The organism is Pseudomonas sp. v388 (genome assembly GCF_003935425.1).
Lineage (GTDB): Bacteria > Pseudomonadota > Gammaproteobacteria > Pseudomonadales > Pseudomonadaceae > Aquipseudomonas.
In genome coordinates this window covers 200,183-226,686 of sequence record NZ_RHQN01000004.1, presented here as the reverse complement: position 1 = coordinate 226,686, position 26,504 = coordinate 200,183, and the positions used below count along the sequence as shown (strand labels likewise).

General features: G+C 62.3%; 30 protein-coding genes. 15 read left to right on the top strand and 15 right to left on the bottom strand.

The window, feature by feature from the left end; translation table 11 throughout:
- Positions 1–18: 18 nt before the first annotated feature.
- Genes EGJ27_RS11640 through glcD form a run of 4 tightly spaced genes read right to left on the bottom strand, consistent with a single transcriptional unit; the run spans position 19 to position 4,239 of the window.
- Positions 19–426 (bottom strand): heme-binding protein, encoded by a 408-nt coding sequence (locus EGJ27_RS11640; protein WP_125830894.1) that lies wholly within the window; start codon positions 424–426, stop codon positions 19–21.
- Positions 423–1,676 (bottom strand): glycolate oxidase subunit GlcF, encoded by a 1,254-nt coding sequence (gene glcF / locus EGJ27_RS11635; protein WP_125830893.1) that lies wholly within the window; start codon positions 1,674–1,676, stop codon positions 423–425. Before glcF ends, EGJ27_RS11640 begins: the two co-directional genes overlap by 4 nt.
- A gap of 2 nt (positions 1,677–1,678) precedes the next feature.
- Positions 1,679–2,740 (bottom strand): glycolate oxidase subunit GlcE, encoded by a 1,062-nt coding sequence (glcE, locus tag EGJ27_RS11630; RefSeq protein ID WP_125830892.1) that lies wholly within the window; start codon positions 2,738–2,740, stop codon positions 1,679–1,681.
- Complete coding sequence (gene glcD / locus EGJ27_RS11625; RefSeq protein ID WP_125830891.1) at positions 2,740–4,239, bottom strand: glycolate oxidase subunit GlcD; 1,500 nt, start codon at positions 4,237–4,239, stop codon at positions 2,740–2,742. Before glcD ends, glcE begins: the two co-directional genes overlap by 1 nt.
- A 167-nt stretch (positions 4,240–4,406) precedes the next feature.
- Between glcD and maiA the strand changes: the two genes are divergently transcribed.
- Together maiA and hppD are read left to right on the top strand one after the other, a co-directional pair.
- Complete coding sequence (maiA, locus tag EGJ27_RS11620; RefSeq protein WP_125830890.1) at positions 4,407–5,042, top strand: maleylacetoacetate isomerase; 636 nt, start codon at positions 4,407–4,409, stop codon at positions 5,040–5,042.
- Positions 5,043–5,184: 142 nt separating this feature from the next.
- Entirely contained in the window at positions 5,185–6,261 is a 1,077-nt protein-coding gene (gene hppD / locus EGJ27_RS11615; protein ID WP_125830889.1) for a 4-hydroxyphenylpyruvate dioxygenase, read from the top strand.
- Between the two features lie 102 nt (positions 6,262–6,363).
- On the opposite strand, the gene EGJ27_RS11610 is transcribed toward hppD, so the two are convergent.
- Together EGJ27_RS11610 and EGJ27_RS11605 are read right to left on the bottom strand one after the other, a co-directional pair.
- Positions 6,364–7,557 (bottom strand): benzoate/H(+) symporter BenE family transporter, encoded by a 1,194-nt coding sequence (locus EGJ27_RS11610; protein WP_125830888.1) that lies wholly within the window; start codon positions 7,555–7,557, stop codon positions 6,364–6,366.
- 149 nt (positions 7,558–7,706) lie between these two features.
- On the bottom strand, positions 7,707–8,177 hold the full coding sequence (locus EGJ27_RS11605; RefSeq protein ID WP_125830887.1) for a MarR family transcriptional regulator: 471 nt from the start codon (positions 8,175–8,177) through the stop codon (positions 7,707–7,709).
- 82 nt (positions 8,178–8,259) lie between these two features.
- Between EGJ27_RS11605 and EGJ27_RS11600 the strand changes: the two genes are divergently transcribed.
- From EGJ27_RS11600 to EGJ27_RS11590, 3 genes are read left to right on the top strand one after another with little or no spacing between them, the layout of a single operon-like run.
- Positions 8,260–9,426: a PLP-dependent aminotransferase family protein gene (locus EGJ27_RS11600; protein WP_125830886.1), complete on the top strand. Its 1,167-nt coding sequence runs from the start codon at positions 8,260–8,262 to the stop codon at positions 9,424–9,426.
- Positions 9,427–9,464: 38 nt separating this feature from the next.
- Positions 9,465–10,067, top strand: coding sequence for a glutathione S-transferase family protein (locus EGJ27_RS11595; protein ID WP_125830885.1), 603 nt, complete (start codon positions 9,465–9,467; stop codon positions 10,065–10,067).
- A 46-nt stretch (positions 10,068–10,113) separates the two neighbouring features.
- On the top strand, positions 10,114–10,500 hold the full coding sequence (locus EGJ27_RS11590) for a lysozyme inhibitor LprI family protein (RefSeq protein WP_125830884.1): 387 nt from the start codon (positions 10,114–10,116) through the stop codon (positions 10,498–10,500).
- 19 nt (positions 10,501–10,519) lie between these two features.
- Here the strand turns inward: EGJ27_RS11590 and EGJ27_RS11585 are convergent, their stop codons facing one another.
- Together EGJ27_RS11585 and folE are read right to left on the bottom strand one after the other, a co-directional pair.
- Positions 10,520–10,891 (bottom strand): glutathione S-transferase N-terminal domain-containing protein, encoded by a 372-nt coding sequence (locus EGJ27_RS11585; protein ID WP_177523002.1) that lies wholly within the window; start codon positions 10,889–10,891, stop codon positions 10,520–10,522.
- A gap of 69 nt (positions 10,892–10,960) precedes the next feature.
- Positions 10,961–11,506 carry a GTP cyclohydrolase I FolE gene (gene folE, locus EGJ27_RS11580; protein WP_218568053.1) on the bottom strand — a complete coding sequence of 182 codons (546 nt, stop codon included), beginning with the start codon at positions 11,504–11,506 and terminating at the stop codon, positions 10,961–10,963.
- A gap of 244 nt (positions 11,507–11,750) precedes the next feature.
- Between folE and EGJ27_RS11575 the strand changes: the two genes are divergently transcribed.
- Positions 11,751–11,930: a hypothetical protein gene (locus EGJ27_RS11575; RefSeq protein ID WP_125830882.1), complete on the top strand. Its 180-nt coding sequence runs from the start codon at positions 11,751–11,753 to the stop codon at positions 11,928–11,930.
- 89 nt (positions 11,931–12,019) lie between these two features.
- Here the strand turns inward: EGJ27_RS11575 and EGJ27_RS11570 are convergent, their stop codons facing one another.
- The 3 genes from EGJ27_RS11570 to EGJ27_RS11560 all read right to left on the bottom strand — a co-directional run bounded on the left by EGJ27_RS11570 (position 12,020) and on the right by EGJ27_RS11560 (position 13,668).
- On the bottom strand, positions 12,020–12,577 hold the full coding sequence (locus EGJ27_RS11570) for a Smr/MutS family protein (RefSeq protein ID WP_125830881.1): 558 nt from the start codon (positions 12,575–12,577) through the stop codon (positions 12,020–12,022).
- 46 nt (positions 12,578–12,623) lie between these two features.
- Complete coding sequence (locus EGJ27_RS11565; RefSeq protein ID WP_125830880.1) at positions 12,624–12,944, bottom strand: hypothetical protein; 321 nt, start codon at positions 12,942–12,944, stop codon at positions 12,624–12,626.
- A gap of 133 nt (positions 12,945–13,077) precedes the next feature.
- The gene (locus EGJ27_RS11560; RefSeq protein ID WP_125830879.1) at positions 13,078–13,668 is read right to left on the bottom strand and encodes a cysteine hydrolase family protein; all 591 of its coding nucleotides are present in this window, start codon (positions 13,666–13,668) and stop codon (positions 13,078–13,080) included.
- Between the two features lie 246 nt (positions 13,669–13,914).
- On the opposite strand from EGJ27_RS11560, the gene prmB reads away from it, so the two are divergent.
- Complete coding sequence (prmB, locus tag EGJ27_RS11555) at positions 13,915–14,823, top strand: 50S ribosomal protein L3 N(5)-glutamine methyltransferase (protein WP_125830878.1); 909 nt, start codon at positions 13,915–13,917, stop codon at positions 14,821–14,823.
- Between the two features lie 48 nt (positions 14,824–14,871).
- On the opposite strand, the gene EGJ27_RS11550 is transcribed toward prmB, so the two are convergent.
- Positions 14,872–15,651: a hypothetical protein gene (locus EGJ27_RS11550; RefSeq protein WP_125831123.1), complete on the bottom strand. Its 780-nt coding sequence runs from the start codon at positions 15,649–15,651 to the stop codon at positions 14,872–14,874.
- Positions 15,652–15,779: 128 nt separating this feature from the next.
- A complete protein-coding gene (locus EGJ27_RS11545; protein ID WP_125830877.1) occupies positions 15,780–16,781 on the bottom strand; it encodes a S9 family peptidase in 1,002 nt (333 codons plus the stop codon).
- 142 nt (positions 16,782–16,923) lie between these two features.
- Between EGJ27_RS11545 and aroC the strand changes: the two genes are divergently transcribed.
- From aroC to EGJ27_RS11525, 4 genes are all read left to right on the top strand, one after another.
- Positions 16,924–18,015, top strand: a complete 1,092-nt coding sequence (gene aroC / locus EGJ27_RS11540; protein WP_125830876.1) for a chorismate synthase — start codon at positions 16,924–16,926, stop codon at positions 18,013–18,015.
- A 48-nt stretch (positions 18,016–18,063) separates the two neighbouring features.
- On the top strand, positions 18,064–19,227 hold the full coding sequence (locus EGJ27_RS11535) for an MFS transporter (protein ID WP_125830875.1): 1,164 nt from the start codon (positions 18,064–18,066) through the stop codon (positions 19,225–19,227).
- A 49-nt stretch (positions 19,228–19,276) separates the two neighbouring features.
- Positions 19,277–19,807, top strand: a complete 531-nt coding sequence (locus EGJ27_RS11530; RefSeq protein ID WP_125830874.1) for an acireductone dioxygenase — start codon at positions 19,277–19,279, stop codon at positions 19,805–19,807.
- Between the two features lie 314 nt (positions 19,808–20,121).
- Positions 20,122–20,844, top strand: coding sequence for a LuxR family transcriptional regulator (locus EGJ27_RS11525; protein WP_125830873.1), 723 nt, complete (start codon positions 20,122–20,124; stop codon positions 20,842–20,844).
- 115 nt (positions 20,845–20,959) lie between these two features.
- Here the strand turns inward: EGJ27_RS11525 and EGJ27_RS11520 are convergent, their stop codons facing one another.
- A complete protein-coding gene (locus EGJ27_RS11520; protein ID WP_125830872.1) occupies positions 20,960–21,238 on the bottom strand; it encodes a DUF3509 domain-containing protein in 279 nt (92 codons plus the stop codon).
- A 316-nt stretch (positions 21,239–21,554) separates the two neighbouring features.
- Here EGJ27_RS11520 and EGJ27_RS11515 point away from each other — a divergent pair, with 316 nt between their 5' ends.
- Both EGJ27_RS11515 and EGJ27_RS11510 read left to right on the top strand, forming a co-directional pair.
- On the top strand, positions 21,555–22,085 hold the full coding sequence (locus EGJ27_RS11515) for an ankyrin repeat domain-containing protein (protein WP_125830871.1): 531 nt from the start codon (positions 21,555–21,557) through the stop codon (positions 22,083–22,085).
- Positions 22,086–22,195: 110 nt separating this feature from the next.
- Positions 22,196–22,720: a hypothetical protein gene (locus tag EGJ27_RS11510; RefSeq protein WP_125830870.1), complete on the top strand. Its 525-nt coding sequence runs from the start codon at positions 22,196–22,198 to the stop codon at positions 22,718–22,720.
- Here EGJ27_RS11510 and EGJ27_RS11505 read toward each other — a convergent pair.
- The gene (locus tag EGJ27_RS11505) at positions 22,717–23,643 is read right to left on the bottom strand and encodes a ZIP family metal transporter (RefSeq protein ID WP_125830869.1); all 927 of its coding nucleotides are present in this window, start codon (positions 23,641–23,643) and stop codon (positions 22,717–22,719) included. The genes EGJ27_RS11510 and EGJ27_RS11505 overlap by 4 nt on opposite strands.
- 152 nt (positions 23,644–23,795) lie before the next feature.
- Here EGJ27_RS11505 and EGJ27_RS11500 point away from each other — a divergent pair, with 152 nt between their 5' ends.
- Positions 23,796–23,987 (top strand): PLDc N-terminal domain-containing protein, encoded by a 192-nt coding sequence (locus EGJ27_RS11500; RefSeq protein ID WP_125830868.1) that lies wholly within the window; start codon positions 23,796–23,798, stop codon positions 23,985–23,987.
- A gap of 297 nt (positions 23,988–24,284) precedes the next feature.
- Positions 24,285–26,375, top strand: a complete 2,091-nt coding sequence (locus tag EGJ27_RS11495) for an LTA synthase family protein (RefSeq protein ID WP_125830867.1) — start codon at positions 24,285–24,287, stop codon at positions 26,373–26,375.
- The last annotated feature ends 129 nt before the right edge of the window (positions 26,376–26,504 follow it).

The following is a 26,504-nucleotide window of genomic DNA, read 5'->3' as shown; positions in this document are numbered from 1 at the left end:
GGGCTTGTGCTGGCGTGATCAGTCCGCGTTCAACGCCGCGACACCGGCCTTGGCCACTTGCGCGTCCTGGTCGGCCTTGACGCCGGAGACACCGACCGCGCCGATCACCTGGCCATCGACGATGACCGGCACGCCGCCTTCCAGCGAGGTCAGCAGCGGCGCGCTGAGGAACGCGGTGCGGCCGCCGTTGACCATTTCCTCATAGCCCTTGGATTCGCGACGGCCCAGGGCCGAGGTACGCGCTTTTTCGATGGAGATGTAGCTGCTGATCGCTCCGGCTTCGTCCAGACGCTCGAATGCCAACAGGTGCCCGCCGTCGTCGACGATGGCGATGGACACGGCCCAGCCTTGGCTGTTCGCTTCCTGGCGGGCGGCGTTGAGCATCCGGGTGACTTCGGTCTGGGTCAAAACGGCTTTGATTTTCATGAGTGACTCCGTGCAGGATCAGGTTTCGAAAGATTGTTCAGCGCCTGGTCGACCAGTTCGATCCAGTGCCGTACCGGTGTCCGGTTGGCGCCCGCCAGATGGGTCTGGCAGCCGATGTTGGCAGTCGCAATCACCTGCGGCCTGCCGCTTTCCAGCGCATTCATCCGGTTATCCCGCAACCGGCGTGCCAGCTCCGGCTGAGTGATGGAATAAGTGCCCGCCGAACCGCAGCATAAATGGCCGTCCGGCACGGCGGTCAGGTGGAAGCCTAGACGAGACAATACACGTTCTACCTCGCCGCCGAGCTTTTGGGCGTGCTGCAACGTGCAGGGGCAGTGAAACGCCAGACGGGTATCGACCTGCAAACCCAGCTGTTCCAAGGGTTCGTCACGCACCACTTCCACCAGATCTCGCGCCCGAGCGCTGACCTGCGCGGCCTTGTCGGCGTAGTCCGGATCGTCGCGCAGCAGGTGGCCGTAGTCCTTGACGAAGGCTCCGCAACCGCTGGCAGTCTGGATGACGGTTTGCGCACCGTTTTGCAGCGCCGGCCACCAGGCGTCGATATTGCGACGCGCCCGGTCCAGGCCTGCTTCTTGCGCATCGAGGTGATAATCCACCGCGCCGCAGCAGCCGGCTTCCTTCACCGGTGTGACGCTGATGCCCAGCCGGTCCAGCACCCGCGCGGCGGCGGCATTGGTATTGGGCGACAGGCCGGGCTGCACGCAGCCTTCGAGCATCAGCATGCGTCGTTCATGGCGCGGTGTCGGGCGCACGCCGGGCGCGGGGATCGAGTCGGGCAGCTTGGCTTTCAAGCCGGCCGGCAGCAAAGGGCGAAAGGTCGTGCCCAGCCGGGTCAGGGATTTGAACAGCCCGGCGTCCGGCACCACATGGCGCAAGCCCTGGCGCAACAGGCGCTGGCTCAGCGGACGCGGCACGGCGGCGTCCACTACGCTGCGCCCGATGTCCAACAGGTTGTGATAATCGACGCCGGACGGGCAGGTGGTTTCGCAATTGCGGCAGCTCAGGCAGCGATCGAGATGCAGCTGGGTTTTCTCGGTGGGCGGATTGCCTTCCAGCACTTGTTTGATCAGATAAATGCGCCCGCGCGGCCCGTCCAGTTCATCGCCCAGAAGCTGGTAGGTAGGGCAGGTGGCATTGCAGAAACCGCAATGCACGCAGGTGCGCAGGATGCTTTCGGCTTCTTCGGCGCGGCGCAGAAGCCTGGCCTGTTCGCTCAGGTTGGTCTGCATGGTCAGAACTCCGCATACATTCGGCCGGGGTTGAAAAGGCCCAGCGGATCAAGGCGAGCCTTGAGCTGCTGGTGGTAACGCAGCAGTGGCGCAGCCAGTGGCTGGAACGGGCTGTCGTCCTGGCCGGGGCTCAAGCACGTGGCATGGCCGCCGACCGCCGTGACCCTGGCGCGAATCGCCCGGCCATCGGCGTCGGACTTCAGCCAGCGCTGCGCGCCGCCCCAGTCGATCAGTTGCTCGCCGGGCAGGTCCAGTACGCCGGTGTTGTTGGGTACCGACAGGCGCCATAACGGCCGGGCGTCGAGGAAAAACGGCAGGCGCTGTTCATTGAGTTCCTGCCACCAGGCCGGGTCGATCAGTTCACCGCCCAAGCGCTCGTGAGCCGCCGCCACTGAGCCTTCGCCACCTTCCAGACGCAGGCGCAGTACGCGCCCGTCGTGACTGGCGGCGCTGATCGGGATCGGCTGCTGGCCCCATTCGGCCAGGCCGTTCAAAGCCCGCTCGCTGTCCAGTTCCAGCACGATGCTGCTGCATAACCGCGGCTTGGGCAGCACCTTGAGCGATACCTCGGTCAGCAGGCCCAGGCAACCCAGGCTGCCGGCCATCAACCGCGAAACGTCGTAGCCGGCGACGTTCTTCATGACTTCGCCGCCGAACCGCAAGTGCTTGCCATGCCCGGTGATGACCCGAGTGCCGAGCACATAATCGCGCACCGAACCGCTCCACGGCCGGCGCGGGCCGGACAAGCCTGCGGCGATCATGCCGCCCACGGTGGCGTCGCCGAAACCCGGTGGCTCACACGGCAGCATTTGCCCGGCGGCTGCCAGGGTCTCGTTCAATTCGCTCAGCGGTGTTCCGGCGCGGGCCGTGATCACCAACTCGGTAGGGTCATAGCTGACGATGCCGCGATGTTCCCGGGTGTCGAGGATTTCCCCGGCCACGCTGCGCCCCAGGAACGCTTTGCTGTTGCCGCCCTGAATGCGCAGCGGCGTGGCATTGGCCAACGCCTGGTTGACCTGATCCAGCAGCGCGGCGCTGGTGTCGGCATCCTGATTCGTCGCCATCAGAAACGCTCCAGTTCAGGGAAGGGCATTTGCCCGGCATGGATATGCATGGCACCGAATTCGGCGCAGCGGTGCAGGGTCGGAATGTTCTTGCCGGGGTTGAGCAGGCCGCCGGCGTCGAACGCCGCCTTGATGGCATGGAACAGTTGCAGTTCGTCGCTGTTGAATTGCGCGCACATCTGATTGATTTTTTCCCGGCCGACACCGTGCTCGCCGGTGATGCTGCCGCCGACCTTCACGCACAGCTCCAGAATCCGGCCGCCCAGGGCTTCGGCGCGTTCCAGCTCGCCCGGCTGGTTGGCGTCGAACAGAATCAGCGGATGCATATTGCCGTCCCCGGCATGGAAGACGTTGGCTACCCGCAGTCCGAACTCCTCGGACAGCGCCTCGATGCCGCGCAGCACGCCAGGCAGCTCGCGGCGCGGGATGGTGCCGTCCATGCAGTAGTAATCCGGGGACAGGCGCCCGACCGCCGGGAACGCATTCTTGCGCCCGGCCCAGAAGCGCACCCGCTCGGCCTCGTCGCGGGCCTGGCGCAACTCGGTGGCTCCGGCGCGGGTCAGCACCTCGCGGACCCGGTCGCAGTCGGCGTGTACGTCGGCTTCCACGCCGTCGAGTTCGCACAGCAGAATGGCCTGGGCATCCACCGGATAACCGGCGTGAATAAAGTCCTCGGCAGCGCGGATCGCCAGGTTGTCCATCATTTCCAGGCCACCCGGGATGATCCCCGCGGCAATGATATCGGCCACCGCGCGACCGGCTTTTTCCACCGAGTCGAAGGCGGCCAGCAGCACTTTTGCCACTTGCGGCTTGGGCAACAGCTTGACGGTGACTTCGGTGATGATCCCCAGCATGCCTTCGGAGCCGGTGAACAGCGCGAGCAGGTCAAAGCCCGGCGAGTCCAGCGCGTCGCTGCCCAGGGTCATGCGCTCGCCCTCGACGGTGAGGATGTCGAGCTTGAGCAGGTTGTGCACGGTCAGGCCGTACTTGAGGCAGTGCACGCCGCCGGCGTTTTCCGCGACGTTGCCGCCAATCGAGCAGGCGATTTGCGACGACGGATCGGGCGCGTAATACAGGCCGTGAGGCGCGGCGGCCTGGGAAATTGCCAGGTTGCGCACGCCGGGCTGCACGCGGGCAACCCGGGCGTCGGGGTCGATTTCAAGGATCTGGTTGAAGCGCGCCATCACCAACAGCAGGCCTTGCTCCAGGGGCAGGGCGCCGCCGGAAAGTCCGGTTCCCGCGCCACGCGCCACCACCGGCACGCGGCGCTCGTGGCAGAGCTTGAGCACGGTCTGCACTTCCTCCAGGTGCCGGGGCAATGCGACCAGCATGGGGGTGGTGCGATAGGCCGACAAACCATCGCATTCGTAGGGCCGAAGCTCCTCTGGACGGTGCAGAATGTCCAGGTCGGGCAAGTGGCGATGCAAGTCGTCCAGCAGCTGTTGCTTATCGACGGCCGGCAGCGGGCCGTCGATTCGTTCGTCGTAGAGAATGTTCATGGGTAACCCACTGTTATTGTTATCGGGCCAACGGTTGTCTTGCATGGTAGCCCACACATCCCGGTCCGCTCCTACAAAGTCGGTCGCCTGCCTTGACAGTTTCCAGCGGTTACAGCAATTTACGCATCACGTAATTGCGTTACGAAAAATAAAAAGCAGGCAACGCCGTGGACTTATTCACCTATTACCGCTCGACATCCAGTTATCGGGTGCGCATCGCGCTGGCGCTCAAAGGGCTGGATTGCCGTGCGCTGCCGGTCAACCTGATTCGCGACGGCGGCGAGCAGCTCAAGCCCGACTACCGGGCGATCAACCCTCAAGGTCGGGTGCCGGTGCTGAGACTCGACAGCGGCGAGGTCATCAGCCAGTCGCCCGCCATCATCGAATACCTCGAAGAATGCTACCCGCAGCCGCCGTTGCTGCCGGCCGATCCGTTGCAACGCGCCCGGCAGCGGGCGGTGGCGGCGTTGATCAGCTGCGATATCCACCCTCTGCACAACGTCGCAGTGCTCAACCGGTTACGGGCATTGGGGCAAGGCGAAGCGGTTATCGGCGAGTGGATCGGCCACTGGATCAGCGAGGGCCTCAACGCCGTCGAGCAACTGATCGAAGGCCCGGATTTCTGTTTCGGCGCATCGCCTGGCCTGGCAGACGTCTACCTGTTGCCGCAGCTCTACGCCGCGCGGCGCTACCAGGTTGACCTGGCCGCTTACCCGCGCATCCGTCGAGTCGAAGCCAGTGCCTTGCTGCATTCGGCATTTCGTAGCGCGCATCCTGATGCGCAACCAGACAAGCCGGAGTAGGCTGAAGTCATGAAAATTCTCGGCCTGCAATTGATCTTCGGTGATTTCCTCGCTCGCAGCGTGCGGGGGATTTCCTGCGCGCCGCCCGCGGGACTGTGAATCGTCGCTTACGCACACTCACTTTCCTGCAAGGAGCCAGACCATGGCTGATCTCTACGAAAACCCGATGGGCCTGATGGGCTTCGAATTCATCGAATTCGCCTCGCCGATCCCCAACACCCTTGAACCTGTATTCGAAACCATGGGCTTCACCAAGGTGGCGGTCCATCGCTCCAAAGACGTGGTGTTGTATCGCCAGGGTGCGATCAACCTGATTATCAATAATGAGCCCCATAGTCTGGCCTCGTACTTCGCCGCCGAGCACGGTCCGTCGGTGTGCGGCATGGCGTTTCGGGTCAAGGACGCGCACAAGGCTTATGAACGTGCGCTGGAGCTGGGCGCCCAGCCGCTGGAAATCGCCACCGGGCCGATGGAGCTGCGCCTGCCGGCGATCAAGGGCATCGGCGGCGCGCCGTTGTATTTGATTGACCGGTTCGGTGAAGGCACCTCGATCTATGATATCGATTTCAACTTTATCGAAGGCGTGGACCGCCACCCGGCTGGCGCGGGGCTGAAGGTCATCGATCACCTGACCCACAATGTCTATCGAGGGCGCATGGCGTACTGGGCCAATTTCTACGAGAAATTGTTCAACTTTCGCGAGATTCGCTACTTCGATATCAAGGGTGAATACACCGGCCTGACCTCCAAGGCCATGACCGCGCCGGACGGGCTGATCCGCATCCCCCTGAACGAAGAGTCCTCCAAAGGCGCCGGCCAGATCGAAGAGTTCCTGATGCAGTTCAACGGTGAAGGCATCCAGCACGTCGCGTTCTTCACTGACGATCTGATCAAGACCTGGGATGCGCTGAAGGCGACCGGCATGCGCTTCATGACCGCGCCGCCGGACACCTATTACGAAATGCTCCAGGGGCGTTTGCCCGACCATGGCGAACCGGAAGCCGAGCTCAAGGCCCGGGGCATTCTGCTCGACGGCAGTTCTGAAGGCGGCGAAAAGCGCCTGCTGTTGCAGATTTTCTCCGAAACCTTGCTGGGCCCGGTGTTCTTCGAGTTCATCCAGCGCAAAGGCGATGATGGTTTCGGCGAAGGCAATTTCAAGGCGCTGTTCGAATCCATCGAGCGGGATCAGATCAAGCGGGGTGTGTTGATGGCTGACTGACGGTAGGAGCGCGCTTGCCCGCGACGGCACAGGTGTGTCCGATGCATCTGTTGCGGTCGTGCGCAGGTCTTGGCGAGCAAGCTCGCTCCTGCGGCGCGACTTTCATACGCTTCGGCGACCATTGAGGATCAACAGCGTCAACACCCCGGCCACGATGCCCCAGAACGCCGAGCCAATGGAAAACAGCGTCAGGCCCGAGGCGGTGACCATGAAGGTGATCAGCGCCGCCTCGCGCTCCCTGGGCTCGCTCATGGCCACGGTCAGGCCGTTGATGATCGAGCCGAACAGGGCCAGCGCAGCAATCGACAGCACCAGTTCCTTGGGAAATGCCGCGAACAGCGCTGCCAGGGTGGCGCCGTACAGCCCGGCAATGCCATAGAAAATCCCGCACCAGATCGCGGCCGTGTAGCGCTTGCTCTTGTCTTCATGGGCGTGCGGCCCGGTGCAGATGGCGGCACTGATCGCGGCCAGATTGATGCCATGGGAACCGAATGGTGCGGTCAACAGCGAGGCGATGCCGGTGGCAGTGATCAGTGGCGAGGAGGGCGTGTCGTAACCATCGGCGCGCAGCACCGCGATGCCCGGCATGTTCTGAGAGGTCATCGCCACCACGAACAGCGGGATGCCGATGCTGATGGTCGCCGCCAGGGAAAAGCTCGGCGTGGTCCAGACCGGTGCCGCCAGCTCCAGGGTAAAGCCGCTGAAGTTCAGCAGCCCGAGTACCCCGGCCAGCATCACGCCTGTCAGCAACGATGCCAGCACCGCATAGCGCGGCGACAGGCGTTTGACGATCAGATAGGTAAAAAACATACCCAGCACCAGTGCGGTGCGATGTTGCGCGGCGATGAAAATCTCGCTGCCGATCTTGAACAGAATGCCCGCCAGCAGGGCCGCGGCCAGCGATGCCGGCAACCGCCTGACCAGCCGTTCGAAACTGCCGGTGACGCCGCAGATGATCACCATCAGCGCCGAGGTGATGAATGCGCCGATCGCTTCGGGATAGCTCACGCCGCCCAGACTGGTGATCAGCAACGCTGCGCCGGGCGTCGACCAGGCCACGGAAATGGGTGTTCGATAGCGCAGTGACAGGCCGATGCTGAATATCGCCATGCCCATGAACAGCGACCACAGCCACGAGGAAATCTGCCCGCTGGTCAGGCCCGCCGCCTGGCCGGCCTGGAACATCAGCACCAGCGAACTGGTGCAGCCGGTCATCATGGCGATGAAGCCGGCGACCACGGCCGACGGCGAGGTGTCTGCCAACGGGCGAAGCGGCGCCTTGAGGGTCGCGGTCATAGCGGGAATTCCTTGTAGGTCTGCGATTCGACGACAGCCCCAAGCCTAATCCCATGTCGGCCGAACGCTACGATACAGCGATCCCGATATTCACCATTACAGTTCTGCCCTTCGTCCACGGAAGCGTTTTGTGTATCGGTTCGCAGCGCTTATTCAACCGGCAGTCCGCCAGGCCGGATGCCCGATTGCAGCGTCTGGCCCAACGCCTGGTTGACCGTCAGCCAACCATCCACCGCGGCCTGTCCGGCTTCGCCGAATACCCGTTGCAGCAGCTTGACCTGCTCGCGGCGCAGCGCCTGCTCGAATTTCACGCCTTCTTCGCTCAGCCCCAGCAAGCGCTTGCGCTTGTCGGTATCCGGCGCGGTGCTGTGCACCAGTTCCATGGCAATCAGTTGGCGCAACGGCGCGTTGAGCGCCTGCTTGCTCACACCCAGCACGGTGAGCAGTTCCTTCACGCTCAAGCCCGGATAGCGGGCGATGAAAAACACGATGCGTTGGTGCACGCGGCTGAAGCCGCGCTTGGCCAGCATTTCATCGGCCTTGGCGGTAAACGCCTGATAGCCGAAAAAGAACGCTTCCATGGCGCTTTGCTGATTGTCGGGATTTTTAAGGTCAAGCATGTTGACGTATCCGGTTGTTGCGTCGTAATTTGAGTCAACCAGTTTGACTCATTTCCATCCGCTGCCGCTACAGGTGTCCATCATGGCTTTCTCCGAACGCGTTACCCGTCTGAAGAGTTCTCTGATTCGCGAAATCCTGGCGGCAGCGCAGCGTCCGCAAGTGATGTCCTTTGCCGGTGGGTTGCCTGCCGAAGCCATGCTGCCCAAGGTGGAATGGGCCGACATGCCTACGTCGCTGGGCCAGTACGGCATGAGCGAAGGCGAGCCGGCGCTGCGTGAAGCCCTGGCCGCCGAAGCGCGCGCGCTGGGCGTGCCCTGCGAAGCGAGCCAGGTGCTGGTGGTCAGCGGTTCGCAGCAGACCCTGGACCTGGCGGCCAAGCTGTACATCGACAAGGGCACCGAAATCATCCTGGAAGCGCCGACCTATCTGGCAGCGCTGCAAATCTTCCAGTTGTTCGGCGCCGACTGTCTGACCGTGCCGCTGCAGGCCGAAGGCCCGGACCTGGCCGTCTTGCGTCAGCGTCTGGAACGGCATCGTCCGGCGTTCGCGTATCTGATCCCGACCTTTCAGAACCCCTCGGCGGTGCGTTACAGCGAGACCAGCCGCGATGCGGTGGCGGCGCTGCTCGACGAGTACGGCGTAACCCTGATCGAGGATGAGCCCTATCGCGAGCTGACCTTCGATGGCGCCAGCGCCCGGCCCATCGTCAGCCGCCTGAAAAAGGCCAGCTGGATCTACACCGCAACGGTGTCCAAGACGCTGTTGCCGGGCCTGCGGGTCGGCTATCTGATCGCCAGTCCGGACCTGTTCCCGCATCTGTTGCGCTTGAAACAGTCGGCGGACCTGCACACCAACCGCATTGGCCAGTGGCAGGCGTTGCAGTGGATCGGCAGCGATCACTACCGCGATCATCTGTTGCAGCTACGAACGTTCTATCGGCAACGGCGCGACGCATTCGAACGCGCACTGCACACCCATTTCACTGACCTGGCGCATTGGAACAGCCCTCAAGGCGGCCTATTCTTCTGGCTGACCCTCAGGCAGCCGCTGGATACGCGAACGCTGCTCGACGCGGCCTTGGCGCAGGATGTCGCCTTCATGCCGGGCGAGCCGTTCTTTGCCGATCCGGATGCCAATCCAGGGCACCTGCGGCTCAACTTCAGCCATATCGACCCGGCGCGTCTGGACGAGGGCCTGATGCGACTGGCCACGGTGGTACGTAACGCACAGCTGATCAAGGCGGCTTGATCGCACGTCAATACAGGAATTTCACTGAGGGCAGGGCGATGTACAAGGTTTACGGCGATTACAACTCAGGCAACTGCTACAAGGTCAAATTGATGCTCAGCCTGCTGGGGGTGGCCTATGAATGGGTGCCGGTGGACATCCTCAACGGCGAAACCCAGACCCCGGCCTTTCTGGACAAAAACCCCAACGGCAAGATCCCGGTGCTGGAGCTGGAAGATGGCACCTGCCTGTGGGAATCCAATGCCATTCTGAATTTCCTGGCCGACGGCAGCGCTTACTTGCCGAGCGAGCCGCGTCTGCGCACCCAGGTGCTGCAATGGCAGTTCTTCGAGCAGTACAGCCATGAGCCGGCGATTGCGGTGGCGCGTTTCATAGAATTCTATCTGGGCCTGCCTGCCGAGCGTGCCGACGAATACCGGGCGTTGCAGAAGTCCGGTTACCGGGCGCTGGCGGTCATGGAACAACAACTCAAGCGCACGCCGTTTCTGGTCGGCGATACCTTCTCCATCGCCGATATCGCCTTGTATGCCTACACCCACGTGGCGCACCAGGGCGGCTTCGACCTGACGCCATACCCCGGCGTCGTGCAGTGGCTGCAAACGGTTCGCGAGCAACCCGGTTACGTAGGCATGCTGGACTGACAGTCTGCGCGCCGTACAATGCCGGCATCACTACCAGGAGGTTTCCATGCGATTTTCGATGACGGTTTTGGCGGCGCTGATGGCGTTGGGTGTCGGCTGTTCAGCGCAGGCACAGGAGTGTGATGCCAGTCAGGCGAGCATGAACCAGTGTGCAGGCCAAGAGCTGGCCGCGCTGGATGCACAACTCAACCAGCACTACAAGGCGCAGATGGCCTGGCTCAAGGACCCGGCCAGAAAGCAGGCGTTGAAGGATTCCCAGGTCAAGTGGATCGCCTTTCGCGACGCCGATTGCCGCTACGTCGCCGGCAAGGCCGAAGACGGGGGTTCCATGTGGCCACTGGTGCAGTCGCAATGCCTGGCCAAACACACCAGGGTGCGGGTCAAGCAATTGGAAGATTACGTGGCGTGCCGCGAAGAGGGCTGCCCGCGCTGAGCGCAAGCAGGTTCCGAACTCAGATCGAGCCGAAGCGCTGATCGAGGTAGTCGATGATTACCTTGGACTCATACATCCAGGTGGTCTTGCCGTCTTCTTCGATACGCAGACAAGGCACCTTGATCTTGCCGCCACCGCTCAACAATGCTTGACGCTCGGTCTGGTTGTTCTTCGCATCGCGCAAGGCAACCGGAACGTTCAGCCTGCGCAGGGTGCGGCGGGTTTTCACGCAGAACGGACAGGCGTGGAACTGATAGAGCGTCAACGCCTGGGCTGACTGGTCGACAGCGGCCTGGGCCTGCGGGTCGCGCTGTTTCTTGCCCGGACGGGTAAGGAAGTCGCCGGCGATGACGAGCTGGCCGAGACCAACCCTGAGCGCTTTCATGAACACGGACTTAACTCCTGCGAGTCGGTGAGTCGGCCATGGAACGGCCATGGCCGGTCGGCTGCCGATTGGGGATCACTTGATCAGGCTGAGGAACTCGCTGCGGGTCGCGGCGTTTTCGCGGAACTCACCCAGCATCACCGAAGTGATCATGGCCGAATTCTGCTTCTCGACGCCGCGCATCATCATGCACATGTGCTGGGCTTCGATCACCACGGCAACGCCGAGGGCGCCGGTTACCTGCTGGATGGCTTCGGCAATCTGACGGCTGAGGTTTTCCTGAATCTGCAGGCGGCGGGCGTACATGTCGACGATACGCGCGACCTTGGACAGGCCCAGCACTTTGCCGCTCGGGATGTAGGCCACATGCGCCTTGCCAATGAACGGCAGCAGGTGATGTTCGCACAGCGAATACAGCTCGATGTTCTTGACCATCACCATCTCGCTCGCGTCGGAGCTGAACAGTGCGCCGTTGGTGACTTCTTCGAGCGTCTGCTCGTAGCCGCGACACAGGTACTGCATGGCCTTGGCAGCACGCTTGGGCGTGTCCAGCAAGCCTTCGCGCGAAACGTCTTCGCCCAGTTGACCCAATATCGCGGTGTAATTCTGTTCCAGTGTCACAGGGCTGTGTTTCCGTGTGGGTTTCGATGAACGCAAGGGGCAGGCCCTCGCCGAGGCGCACATAGTAACTTAGCCTCTGGACGAAATGTATCTGCTCGGGGCGATGGGTTGGAAAACAGCGGTAGCTGCGCCTGCTTTGTATCGACTTGCTTACCCGATCGTGACCAGCTCGATACCTACTTTCGGCCTCGGCTGCGGTCTGATGTGCAAGTTATCCATCACAGCTTCAGGAGCGTTAATTCAGATGTTGAGTCGAGTGATCAAAGTAGCAATGTTCGCCGCGGTGTTGTCCACCCTGTCCGGCTGCTGGCCGTTCTGGGGTCCAGGTGGCGGTGGTCACGGTGGCGGTCATGGCGGCGGCGGTGGCGGACATCACCAGGGCGGCGGCCCCGATGGCGGCGGCCCTGGAGGTGGACCGCGCTAAGCAAAACCCGTCGCTGCAACAGTGACTAACACACACATAGACAGCAGTCGCCAGCAAGCTGTCTTCCACGGGCTCACCAGAGTCGGCCGCTATTCGTCGCGGCCTTCCATCATGGTGCGCTTGAGCATCACGTACACCGCGCCAGCGCCGCCGTGCTTGGCCAGGCATGAGCAAAAGCCCAGTACTTGCGGGTGCTGGCGCAGCCAGGTGTTGACGTGGCTCTTGATCATCGGTCGCTTGCCGTCCAGGCGTACGGCCTTGCCGTGAGTGACCCTTACGCAACGAATCTCCAGCTTCGTGGCTTCGCCCAGAAACTCCCAGAGCGTTTCCCTTGCCAGCTCTACGCTCATGCCGTGCAGGTCCAGGCTGCCTTCGAAGCTGATCTGGCCCAGCTTGAGCTTGCGCATCTGGCCTTCCTGGACGCCGTCCCGCGCCCAGGTCAGCACGTCTTCGGGACCGACATCGATCACGAACTGGTCCGACAGGCCGTCGACCGTTACCGAATCGGTGCGCAGGGTGGCAGACTGGCGCAGTTTGGCCAGCAGTTTTCGATCGGTCTTGGGTTTACCGACGTCGGCGTGCTCGTGCTTGATGGGCTTGACGCCACGCGTCTCGTTTCGGAACAGGGAAAAATCGTCGTCTTGCATGAGGCCTCCGCGAAGGAGGCTAGTTTAACCGGGCGAAGCGGGATGGTCAGTCGTGTTTTTTCATCAGATGCGCCGACATGCTCAGGCCATGCCCCTGGCGCCTGCGCCGCCGACAGCGCCGCCACAGGGCAATCCCCAGCAACAGAACCACCAGTCCGCTACCGGCGACCACGGCCGCACCTCCGGGGCTGGCATCCAGGTCGCCAAAGGCTTGAGGGTGGCCGGCCAGACCGGTCGCGCCGGCTGCCATCAAGGCCAGGCCCAGCAATGCCAGCAAGGCGGCCAGTGCGCTGACGATACGCGTACCCCAGTTGCGCGGGCCTTTGGGACGCAGGCGCCGTGCGTCGAAACCGTCGGATATTTTCATTGCGCTATCCTCTGAGGTTATCGGCGCTCTGACCCAGGCACGCGGCAAGGGTTCCCGGCGCCGACCCGGCAGGCAAGGGTATTGGATGGGCGGTTATGCGGGCTGATGCGTATGAACATGCCCGCAGGCGGGCTCAGACCAGGTCGCGGGTCAGTGCCAGGGTGGCGAAGTTGTCGGCCATGATCGCCATTTCGGTACGATGTACGACCTGGGCACTGACCACGCCGTGGGCGCTTGGCAGGTCGCGGGTGGCGCAGGCATCGTCCACCAGCGTGCAGCGATAGCCGTAATCCTTGGTGGCGCGCACGGTGGTGCTGATGCTTGAGTGGCTCATGAAGCCGCAGACGATCAGGTCCAGATGGCCCAGGCTCTGCAGCAGTTCGTGCAGACCGGTGCCGTTGAAGGCGTTGGGCAGTCGCTTTTCCACCAGATGTTCATCGCCCTGCGGCAGCAGTTCCGGCACCAGCTGGCCGCGTTCGCCTTGCGGATCGAACAGACCGCCCACGGTGCCCAGGTGGCGCACGTGGACGATCGGGCATTTCACCGCCCGGGCCTTGGCGACCAGAAGACCGATGTTGGCCAGTGCTTCGTCGATGCCGGTCAGGGCCAGCGGGCCGCTGAGGTATTCCTTCTGGGCGTCGATGATGATCAACGTGGCGTTGCTCAGGCTGGCCGGCGCGTGGACGCGTCCGCTGAGTTGAAACATGGTCTTGATGGGGGACATCCGGGGGCTCCTTGGGGTGGGGCTTTTGTGGCATTGTCCTCTGGCTGAGCCGTTAAGGGAATGGGACTAAAGCAAGTCGCCGGTTTTCCGGGGTGCGATGCACCCTGCGGAGCCCGGCTGCTGGCGGTTTGCCTTGATGACACGAGCACAATGATAGAAACTTCCGCGTCACCCGGATGCGATTCACGCATCATCGTTTCAGCCCGGATCTGCCGACAGGCCTGTCGTACCCTAGGAGTTTTGCCCATGATCACTTCCCGTTTGCGCACGGTGCGCGACCACATTCGTTGGGCTGTCAGCCGGTTTCACGAGGAAGATGTGTTTTTCGGGCACGGCACCGACAACGCCTGGGACGAAGCCCGGCAACTGGTGCTCGGCGCGCTGCACCTGCCGTGGGAAATCGCCGATGGCTATCTGGACTGCCGTCTGGAACTGGATGAAATCGCCGAGTTGCAGCGCCTGATCAAGCGACGTATCGACGAGCGGGTTCCGACCCCTTACCTGCTGGGCGAAGCGTGGTTCTGCGGCATGTCGTTCATTGTCGACGACCGGGTTCTGATTCCACGCTCGCCCATCGCCGAACTGATCGAAGACCGTTTCGCGCCCTGGCTGGCGAACGATCCGGCTCGCATCCTGGACCTGTGTACCGGTTCAGGCTGCATTGGCATTGCCTGCGCCGACGAATTCCGTGAGGCCGAAGTGGTGCTGGCCGACCTGTCCTACGAGGCACTGGAAGTCGCCAACCAGAACATCGAGCGCCACGGCGTCGAAGATCGCGTGTACACCGTGCAGGGTGACGGCTTCGACGGCTTGCCCGGCCAGCGTTTCGACCTGATCGTGTCGAACCCGCCTTACGTGGATGCCGAAGATTTCGCCGACATGCCCGACGAGTTCCAGCATGAACCCGAGCTGGCGCTGGCCTGCGGCACTGACGGCCTGAACCTGGTACGTCGCATGCTGAGCGAGGCGGCCGATCACCTGACCGAAAAGGGCCTGCTGATCGTCGAAGTCGGCAACAGCCAGGTCCATGTCCAGGCGCTGTACCCGGAAGTCGATTTCGCCTGGCTGGACTTCCAGCGTGGCGGTCACGGCGTGTTCATGTTGACCGCGCAGCAATGCCGCGAGCATCAGGCGCTGTTCGCTTCTCGGGTCTGAGCGGGGTGAAGAGTGGGGCTGGAGCCAGCCCCGTGCGTGCGCAGCGCGTCAGCGGTGCGTGGCGATCCAGATCAGCAGGCCGGCCTGGAACACCGCAAAGGTCACCAGGCAGGCGATGGTGAAGCGCAGGCCGCTGTCTTCACGCTTGTATTTGTTGACCCGATCCTCGTGTTTGCGGATCGTCACTTCCTGCTCGATCATGTTCTGCTCGGCCTTTTCCAGCATCTGCGCGGCTTCGAGAATCTCGATGATCTGTACCTTGTCATTGTTCCAGGTGCTGTGCAGGTTGCCGACATGCACATCCTTGATGCTGCCCTTCATGTGCTGGGCGTCAGCGTAGACCACCTCGAATCCCAGGGTGCGCAGGAAGTGGTCACGGCGCAGGCGGGTGTCTTCGTTCAAGCCGTCCTTGCTCGCCAGCGGCACGCCTTCGATCTTGTAGGACGACCACTTTTTCTGCGCCCAGTGCACGCCGTGGGCAATCAGGAAACGGCCGATGCCCCGGTTCCAGGGCTCGATCTGCAAACCCGATTCCGGACCAAAGCGCACGGTATGGGTCAGATGGTCGACCCAGATGTCCAGGTAGTTCTGTTCCTTGCGTACGCGCTGGCCGGGAAGCTGGATGTTGATGCGCAACAGGCTCAACTCCTTGCTGTGGCGTTCTGCGCGGCCGAACTGCACGAAACGCAGCGGGCGTCCTCCGGTGGCACGGTCGGTGGCCAGCGGGGACAGGCGCAGCATCTGGAAATGCTCGGGCAACACATCTTCCCAGGGCAGCACGGGTTGCGCGACTTCGGCCGAGGCGGTGTCTTCGGCGGTTTGGTTCATGGTGGTGTCGTTCATTAACGGTGGTCCTGTCCTTGGCTCTGCGCAGCAAACACAGCGCCAGCACACCCCCTATCGGCCGGGATCGTCGAGTCTGAAGGGCGACGCCGGTTTCTGGCGTCAAATCCCCCTCATGCAGGTGCCAGAGAGGCGATGAAACGCAGGATTCGCTTCGTGAAGTCGTCGGCCAGCGGCGCGGTCGGGTTGCGGTAGGAGATCATTTGCTGCTCCAGATCCGGCGGCACGATGCGGAACACATGGTTCATGCCCTCGATCAGGGCCAGTTCAGCCTGGGGGCGGGCCTGATGCAGCCGCTGAGCGTCGCCGACGCCGACCTGAATGTCGTTGCGACCCTGCACGATCAAGGCCGGAACCTTGATCCGGCCGAACGCCTGCGCCGGGTCCTGGCGAAACAGCGAGATCAGGTACGGCTGCACGCTGGGGCGGAAGACCACCTGCAACTCGGCGGGGACGTTGGCGTCGGTCTGCCCGGCCTTGAGGGTGTCGAGCAGTTGGTTGCCCCGTTGCAGCAATGCCGGTGGCAGGCGCTCCTGGAACTGCTCGCGCAGCACCTGATCCACCGGGCGGCCGCTGCCGGCAACGGAAATCACGGCTGCGGCGCCGGACTTTTCCGCTGCCAGGGCCGCCACCAGTGCACCTTCACTGTGGCCCAGCAGGATCAGCGGGCCGAGGCGGGAATTGGCGCGCAGCTTGCGTGCCCAGGCCTGGACGTCCTTCACGTAGCGCTCGACGCTCAGGTCGCGCTCATCCGGCGTCGCCGCCTTGCTGGCCGCCACGCCGCGCTTGTCGTAGCGCACGCTGGCGATGTTGTTCTGGGCCAGGATGATCGCCAGGCGCTTGAGGTTGTCGTTGCGACCGCCTTCGGGGTTGTTGCCGTCGCGGTCGGTGGGGCCGGAACCGGCGATGATCAGCACCACCGGTACCGGCTTGCTCGACCGGGGCAGCAACAACGTGCCGAATAACTGGCCCTGGTCGGTATCCAGCGTAATCGGCCGCTGGACGGCATCGGCTGCCCCGGCATCCGCCAGGCTGGCCAGCAAGAGCAGGGGCAGGGCCAGCGCCAGGGAGTGCAGGCGTTTGAAGGATCGAATCAAGGGCATACCGGATAACATCGCAAAGCCATCATTGGGCGGGTGAGGCTTGGACGCATCGCCGCGCAGAAGGTTCTAGGATGAACTGCGCGACGAGCCTGCGTATACTGGCGCGCTTGATTTGATCGATCTGGTCTTTTAGCTGATTTCTCGGAGCGTCCGCATGTCCGGCAACACTTTCGGCAAGCTGTTCACTGTCACCACCGCCGGCGAAAGCCACGGCCCGGCGCTGGTCGCTATCGTCGATGGCTGCCCACCGGGCGTCGAGCTTTCCCTGCAAGACCTGCAACGCGACCTGGATCGCCGCAAGCCCGGAACCAGCCGCCACACCACCCAGCGTCAGGAAGCCGATGAAGTCGAAATCCTGTCCGGCGTGTTCGAGGGCAAGACCACCGGCGCGTCCATCGGCCTGCTGATTCGCAACACCGATCAGAAGTCCAAGGACTACTCGTCGATCAAGGACCAGTTCCGCCCGGCCCATGCCGACTACACCTACCACCACAAATACGGCATCCGCGATTACCGCGGCGGCGGTCGCAGCTCGGCGCGGGAAACCGCCATGCGTGTAGCGGCCGGGGCCATCGCCAAGAAGTACCTGGCGACCCAGGGCATCATCATTCGTGGCTACATGAGCCAGCTGGGGCCGATCCAGATTCCGTTCAAGACCTGGGAAAGCGTCGAGCAGAACGCGTTCTTCTGCCCGGACCCGGACAAGGTCCCGGAGCTGGAAGCCTACATGGACCAGTTGCGCCGCGATCAGGATTCGGTTGGCGCGAAAATCACCGTGGTCGCCGAGGGCGTGAAACCGGGTCTGGGCGAACCGATCTTCGACCGCCTGGACGCCGAACTGGCCCACGCGCTGATGAGCATCAATGCGGTCAAGGGCGTGGAAATCGGCGCCGGGTTCGATTGCGTTGCCCAGCGCGGCACCGAGCACCGTGACCAGATGACACCCCAGGGCTTCCTGTCCAATCAGGCCGGCGGGATTCTGGGCGGGATTTCTTCCGGCCAGCCGATCATCGCGCACCTGGCGCTCAAGCCGACCTCCAGCATCACCACGCCGGGCCGCTCCATCGATGTACACGGCCAGCCTGCCGAAGTCATCACCAAGGGCCGCCACGATCCCTGCGTCGGTATCCGTGCCACGCCGATTGCCGAAGCGATGATGGCCATCGTGCTGCTCGATCACCTGCTGCGCCACCGTGGCCAGAACGCCGACGTGCGAGTGTCCACGCCTGTGCTGGGCCAGCTGTAATGCCCACCGGCGCTGCTGCTGACGCTGCCGGAACCGGAGCCGTCTGACGTGGCGCCGTCGCCCGCCGGGGCTGTACCCTACTGGCGGCTGTCCGGTTTCTACGTCGCCTATTTCGCCCTGCTGGGAGCGGCGGCACCGTATCTGGCGCTGTATTTCCATCATCTGGGCTTCTCCAGTGCGCGAATCGGCGAGCTGGTCGCCATCCCCATGCTGATGCGCTGCGTCGCCCCCAACCTGTGGGGCTGGCTGGGTGACTACACCGGCCGGCGCCTGGCGATCGTGCGCTTTGGTGCGGTCTGCACGCTGCTGGCGTTTTCACTGATCCTGTTCGACAAGAGTTACGCCTGGCTGGCGATGGTCATGGCGCTCTACGCATTCTTCTGGCATGCAATCCTGCCGCAGTTCGAAGTCATCACCCTGGCGCACCTGCATGCCGACACTTCGCGCTATAGCCAGATTCGCCTGTGGGGCTCCATTGGTTTCATCCTGGCGGTGGTGGCGCTGGGCGCGCTGTTCGAGCGATTCAGCCTGGAGGCCTTTCCCTATGTGGTGCTGGCCATCATGTTCGGCATTGCGCTGAGCAGCGGGTGGGTACCCAACGCCCAGCCTTTGCTCAAACCGCCGGTGCCCGGCGAGGGCGGTTTCATCCGGCAACTGACTCGGCCCGGCGTGCTGGCGTTCTACATCAGCGTGGCGTTGATGGTGCTCAGCCACGGCCCGTTCTATACCTTCCTGACCCTTTACCTCGAAGCGCTGGGTTACAGCCGTGGCCTGATCGGCGTGCTCTGGGCGGTCGGGGTGGTCGCGGAAGTATTGATGTTCATGGTCATGAGCCGTGTCCTGCAGCGCTTTTCGGTGCGCAGGGTGTTGCTGGGCAGCTTTCTGCTGGCGGCCTTGCGCTGGGTATTGCTGGGCGGCTTCGCCGATCATCTGGCGGTGTTGCTGCTGGTGCAGCTTCTACACGCCGCCACGTTCGGCGCCTTTCACGCCGCAGCGATTCATTTCGTGCAACGCAGCTTCGGCTCGCGCCAGCAGGGACAGGGCCAGGCGCTTTATGCCGCCTTGTCCGGTGTGGGCGGCGCGGTGGGCGCGCTGTACTCCGGTTACAGCTGGAACGCGTTGGGGCCGGGCTGGACGTTCGGCATTGCCAGCCTGGCGGCACTGGCCGCTGCGGTCATGATCGCCATGCCGGGAAGGGCGCAGCGTCCATGAGTCGCGAACCCTCCATTGCGGCATTCATCTAATCCTGGGAGCTACCGTCATGAGCAGTCTGTTCGTCTACCCCGTCACCAGCCCGCAAGTGCCCGACAAGGTGCTCAACCATCTGGAAGATATCGTTGCGACCCTCGCCCAAGTGGGCGTAGGGCTGGAACGCTGGGACGCCACGGTGCCGCTCAAGCCCGGTGCCGCTCGGGAAGAAGTGCTCGATGCGTGTCGTGGTCGGCTCGACGCGTTGATGACCGAACGCGGCTACGCCACGGTTGAGGTGATCAGCCTGGACAGCCAGCAGCCACCGGCAGAATGGCTGGACGAGCATTTCCATGCTCAAGACCAGTTGCACGTCTGCGTCGCCGGGCGCGGATTGCTCAGTCTGCACATCGGCGACTACGTGTATGCCTTGCTGTGCGAAAAGAACGACCTGGTCTCGGTGCCGGCCGGAACGCGGCAATGGTTCGACACGGGCGAGCGTCCATATCTGATCGCCCTTCGCCTGCTCAAGGGCACCGACGGCGGCACGGCGAAATTGACCGGCGACGATCTCGCCGGGCGCTTTCAACGGCTCGAGGATTGATACGGGACGTGCAGGAGCCAACCCAGCCCCTGCCGCTCCAGACACGCTCGACCCCGTAGGAGCTGCCGGGGCGGCGTTCCGCCTTGCTGGCGAAAGCTTGTCTGGACGCCTGAAGTCCTGACACCAATGCCGCCTCGCCATCCATTTTTGTAGGCATTGTCCCTTCTCGAAGTCTGAATTTGCCTGTTTGTTTGTAGGCCAATCCTGTTTGTTTCGGCCGGTGTTTTTAAACGAAATTATTCGTGTAAGTTCTGCGCCGTCGACCCCCTGCAATCGGCCATCAGCAGCGATACCGGGTCACAAAGGAGCGGCAGATGTGCAGTGCCAGAACGATCAATGCAACGATGGATCTATTGATACAACAAATGGTGAGCAGTATTACCGAAGTCGATGGCCGGATAGCCATCGAGAAAGCACTCCAGTGGTTGATGAGGGAATGTGATTGCCAGCGCGCCATGTTCTACCAGTTCAAGGGCTCTTTACTGCTGACGTTCATAACGATCGATATCGACGAAAGGTGGGAGAGCGCCTTCGAGCGTCAGCATCAGTTTTCCGAAGATCCGGTCATTCGTTATCTGCGCAATCAGATGGGATTCGTGGATTGGCGCGAAGCGTTCCGGCAGTACACGCCAGTCTACGGGTATGAGGAACTGGTCGATGCCTGCGGGCTGATGCCTGCACTGTCCTACGGCTACAGCAGCCAGAACCATGGCATCAACGGCGTGACGTCGGTTTGCACCCTCAATGCGCTGCAACGACCGTTGACCACCCAGGACCGCTACCTGATTACCAGTCTGGTGCCGGTGCTGCACATGGTCGGGCGGGGCACTCGCTTCCGTTCCCGTGGTCTGACCGGCAAGGAGCTGGAAATCTTGCAGTGGGCCAGGGAAGGCAAGACCACTTGGGAAATCGCGTTGATCCGGGAAGTGTCGGAATCGACGATCAAGTATCACTTCAAGACGATCTACGGAAAACTCGGCGTTGCCAACCGTGCCCAGGCTGTGGGTGAGGCGTTGTGCCAGGGACTGATCCGTTGAGCAAAAAAAACCGCGACTCGGCAGGGCGAGCGCGGCTAGGGGAGAGAGAGCGGTGTCGATCCATGCATCGCCCCGGCGTGGGGCGATGTGGCGAAAGAGTCGGTGACGCGGTCCATCAGCGTGTGTGGTAGGTCGGCAGGTCGAAGCGGTGCTGGCTTTGCAGCATCGAGATGGCCGGCAGTTCACAGGCTTGTGCGGCGAGGTCGCGGCGAATGGCGCTGATCACCCATTCCAGTTGAACCGGAGTATGCAGTTGAGCGTACGAAACGGAGCGACGGATGCTTTTGCCCTCGTCATTGCGCAGGGAGAGCAGGACGCCGCCATCAGGGCGAGCTTGAGTAGTGACGACGTAATCGGAAAATACGGAAGCGAATTTTTCTTGGATAAAGGTCATGTCTAACGGCTCCATTGCTCAATAAGGTAACAAGCGTGGAGAGACTATTGCAGTGACTGTGCCAGTCTTGGCTTGTCTAAAAAACCTTTAAAAATCAATTAGTTATTCTTCTTACAAAATAGCGCTGTCGTGCAATTTGCATGAATGGCCGTCGTGCACCCTGCATTTTGCGGGTTCTAGAGGGAAGCCAGGCGGCAATACACGCTCGACTATCAGGGTCATAGCTTGACCCTTGGCGAACACCTGGCAAGACTTGCGGTCATTGTGTCTACGCTGCCGGTGGAAAGCCGGATGACCTCGCGCCAAGGAGAGATGTATGACTGTTGGAAACACCCGTGAACCTGAAACTATGACCGACGATGAGGCGGCAGAGTTCGCCGAGCAGGTGTTCAATGTGGCCCGCCAGGGCGATGCGGTCATGCTCGAGCGCCTGTTGGAGAAGGGGCTTCCCGCAAACCTGCGCAACCACAAGGGCGACACGCTGCTGATGCTGGCCAGCTATCACGGCCACCAGGAGGCGGTGAAGGTGTTGCTCAAGTACCAGGCCGACCCGGAAATCCATAACGACAATAATCAGATGCCCATCGCGGGTGCCGCGTTCAAGGGCGACCTGGCCGTGGTGAAATTGCTCGTGGAGGGCGGTGCGAAGGTCGACGGCGCTTCGTCCGATGGCCGGACCGCGCTGATGATGGCTGCGATGTTCAACCGCACGGCAATCGTCGATTATCTGCTCAGCCAGGGTGCCGACCTGCACGCTCGTGATGCCAAGGGCATCAATGCGCTGGGGGCTGCCCAGGCCATGGGGGCGGCTGAGACCACCGAGCAATTGACCCGTCTGGGCTTGTAAGGCCGCTGGGCGCGAACGTCACCTGAAGTCAGGGCACTGAATGGATAGAGGCGCGAAGGTTTTCCCGTTATCCTTCGCGCCTGTTTTTTGCCCGCCATCAGGATCGCCCCATGAAAGACACCCTCATTGAATTAATCAGCAAAATCAGTTCGGGTTGCATGGGCGAGGACGAAATCGCGCGTGTTGCCGACGAGGCGGCCCAAGCCTACGCCGATCCGGCTGCTTTCCTGGCGGCCAATCCGGACATCAACTACGACGAAAGCTTTCCAATTCCCTTGGGGGAATGGGTCGTGGTCGGCAGCCTGCCGGAAACCGTGCTGTTCCAGGCTGATACCTACATGGATCTGTTCGAGCAGATCGTGCAGTCGTTCGGCCCGGACGTGGCGTTCAACATCAAGCCGCGACAGCTGGCCAAGGTTGAGCCACTGGTGGCCCTCAACCGGATTCAGATCCAGTTGGGCAGCATGAACAAGGAAATGGGCGGCTACGTGCTGATGGACTTCAGCCAGCCGCTGGATGACGAGTTGCAGGCGGTGCTGGTCTACGGCTGCGATGAAGCGCGGGTGCTGGAACTGGCCGCGACGGCCGGCATTCATGCCGCGCCGTCGCTGAACGCAATGCGCGCCAAGGGTTAACCCAGCGCGGTATCAAGAAACATCATGACCCCGAAGCCACCCATGAGCCCCAGGGTGGCCGAGGTCTGGTGGCCGTTGCGGTGGGTCTCGGGAATCACCTCATGGGAGACCACAAATAGCATGGCGCCGGCGGCCAGGCCCAGGCTCAGTGGATAGGCAATCGCAAACCCGCTGGAAATGCCCAAGCCGATCATCGAGCCCAGCGGTTCCATCAACCCCGATCCCACCGCGACCAGCATGGCCTTGAAGGCCGACAGGCCTGTTGCCCGAAGCGCCAGCGCGATGGCCAGGCCTTCGGGTATGTCCTGGATGGCGATGGCGGTGGTCAAGGGCAGGCCGACATTCATGTCGCCGCTGGCAAAGCTCACCCCGATAGCCATGCCTTCGGGCAGGTTGTGCAGGGTAATCGCCAGCACGAACAGCCAGACCCGATTGATCCGTTCCGATTGCGGCCCCTGACGCCCGACGGTTTCATGTTCGTGGGGGATGAAACGATCCAGGCCGAGCATCAGCAGCACGCCCAGTCCCAGGCCGGTGACGACGGTTGCGGCAGCCAGCGGCCCGGTGCCGGTGATTTCCCTGGCCGCAGCCAGGCCCGGCAGAATCAGCGAGAAGGAACTGGCTGCCAGCATCATCCCGGCGGCGAAGCCCAGCATAATGTCCTGAGTACGCTGCGCGATATCGCGGAATGCGATAGCCATGACCGCGCCCAGGGCCGTTGCGCCAAACCCGGCGCAACCGCCGATCAGGGCGTGCTCGAGATTGACCTTGTTCACACCGAAAAAGGCGTTGTAGAGACTGGCAAAGCCCAGGCCCAGCAAAGTGAGCATGACCAATGCGAACCCCAGGCTGACCATGGGGTTGTTCTGTGCCTGGGCATACCATGTTGCCCAAAGCGTTCGGGGTTGCGCGGGTGTCTGCATTTAAGGCGTCACCTGTCTCGACTGGCGGAGGGTTGAAAATGACGAACATCGTTGACTCAGTTTCCGAACATTAAAACAGCTGGTTGGTTCAACGGAACCCCTGGATGACGGCGCTATCCTACAGATCTCAGTCATTGTTCAGAGGCAACATCATGGGTTCCACCTTCAATAGCCTGGTCGGGTTGATCATTCTGGCGCTGGATATCTGGGCGATCATCCACGTGTTGAAAAGCGGCGCCGAGACCGGCATCAAGATTCTCTGGGTGTTGTTGATCGCACTGCTGCCGGTGCTGGGGCTGATCATCTGGGCCATCGCCGGGCCGCGGGGCAATGTGCGGATCTGACGGTACATGACCGATCTGTAGCCGCCAGCGAGCTGGCGTCTACAGCGCCGGTGCCCGCACGGCAATGGCCGGGACCCACTATCCGCTCATCCATCGATCCGCGACAAATTTTTCACACCCCTCCCTTCAAAATCCCGCGCGGCGCGCAAGCCGTTCATTGTCAAGAGATTCTGAACGGGCCTCGACGCGTTGGCGTTCCCGGCGCAATCGCGCCTTTGCAGACGATCGCCCCGGCCGGCTATTGGCAGGTGGCAGACGGCTGAACTCAACTTCTGAAATCATCGGATCACAACAACCATGGCTAAAACGGACGCCCGCACCCCTGGGCAGGATTTGTCCCGCCGGCAAGCACCGACCCTGAAATCCCACCTGGCCTACCTGCTGCTCAGTGGCCTTGTCCTGATGCTGATGTACACCTTGCTGCGCATAGGCCTGCTGGCCTACAACCGTGAAATGATCGGCGAAACACCGGTGACGACATTTCTCGAAGCCTTGTTCAACGGCTTGCGCTTCGACCTGCGGCTGACGGTGTACCTGCTCATTCCCCTGATGCTGGCGCTGTTCAGTGTCCGGGCGATGGCGGCACGCGGGTTCTTCCGGTTCTGGCTGACCCTGGTGGGCAGCGTCACGCTGTTCTTCGGCCTGATGGAAATGGACTTCTATCGTGAATTCCACCAGCGCCTCAATGGTCTGGTTTTCCAGTACATCGAAGAAGACCCCGGCACCGTCCTGCGCATGCTCTGGTACGGCTTTCCGGTGGCGCGCTATCTATTGGCGTGGGCGTTGGTGACCTGGCTGCTGAGTCTGGTATTCAAGGGTATCGACCGGCTGACCCGTCCGCGAAGCCAGGGCGGTCATGAAGGCGGGGTAGGCACGGCTGCGCCCTGGTATCTGCGAGCCGGTGTGTTTGTCGTCATTCTGCTGATTGCGGTGGTCGCCGCGCGTGGCACCTTGCGCCAGGGTCCGCCACTGCGTTGGGGCGATGCCTACACCACTGACTCCAACTTCGCCAACCAGCTAGGCCTTAACGGCACCCTGACGCTGATCAGAGCGGGCAAGGCGCGCATGTCGGCGCATCGTGACAATGTCTGGAAAGCAACGCTGCCTCAGGCCGAAGCACAACAGACCGTGCGCGATATGCTGCTGACGTCCCATGACACGCTGGTCGAAGCCGATATTGCGGCGGTTCGTCGCGACTTTACGCCGCCTGCCGAGAATACCCTGCCGATCCGCAACGTGGTGGTGATCCTGCTGGAGAGCTTTGCCGGTCATTCGGTGGGCGCGCTGGGCAGCGACTCCAATATCACGCCTTACTTCGACAAACTGTCCCGGGAAGGCCTGCTGTTCGACCATTTCTTTTCGGCCGGCACTCACACCCACCAGGGCATGTTCGCCACCATGGCCTGCTTCCCGAACTTGCCGGGCTTCGAGTACCTGATGCGCACGCCCGAGGGCAGCAACAAGCTGTCGGGCCTGCCGCAGTTGCTCAGCACCGGCCGCAATTTCAATGACGTCTACGTCTACAACGGCAACTTCGCCTGGGATAACCAGTCAGGCTTTTTCAGCAACCAGGGCATGACCAACTTCGTCGGCCGGGAAGATTTCGTCAGCCCGGTGTTTTCCGATCCGACGTGGGGCGTGTCAGACCAGGACATGTTCGACCGTGGTGCCCAGGAGCTGAAGGCCCGTGAAGGCGGCAAGCCGTTCTATGCGCTGCTGCAGAGCCTGTCCAACCACACGCCCTACGCGCTGCCGGAGAATTTGCCGGTGGAACGCGTCACCGGTCATGGCACGCTGGATGAGCATTTGACGGCGATGCGTTACTCGGACTGGGCCTTGGGCCAGTTCTTTGAGAAAGCCAAAAAAGAACCGTACTTCAAGGAAACCCTGTTCGTGGTCCTGGGCGACCACGGCTTCGGCAACAACCGGCAACTGACGGAAATGGATCTGGGTCGTTTCAACGTGCCGTTGCTGCTGATCGGGCCTGGTATCCAGGAGAAGTTCGGCCAGCGCAGCAGCATCGTCGGCACGCAAATGGACGTGGTACCCACCATCATGGGCCGGCTGGGCGGCCAGACGCGTCACCAATGCTGGGGGCGTGATCTGCTCAACCTGCCTGAGGGCGACAAGGGCTTTGCGGTAATCAAGCCGTCCGGTGGTGAGCAGGTGGTGGCGATCGTCGAGGGCAACCGCATCCTGATCGATCCGGTCGACATGCCGCCCAAGGTGCTGAACTACACCCTGGGCGCCAATCCAGGGGCTGAACTGGTGCCCGACGCACCGGACGCCGCCCAGCTGCATCGCAAGCTGGAAAGCTTCCTGCAAACGGCGACCAAGAGCCTGCTGGACAACACCGCAGGCGCGGAGGCGAGCAAGAGCCGCAACTGATTGTCCTGCGGGACCCGAAGGCCCTTGGCTTGTCAGCAAGGGCCTTTCTTTTTGCCCGCAATCCCTTGGAACGAATGTCCGGGACGAAAGGTCCAGATCGTGTAAGCCAGAATCACTGGCTTCCTTCTG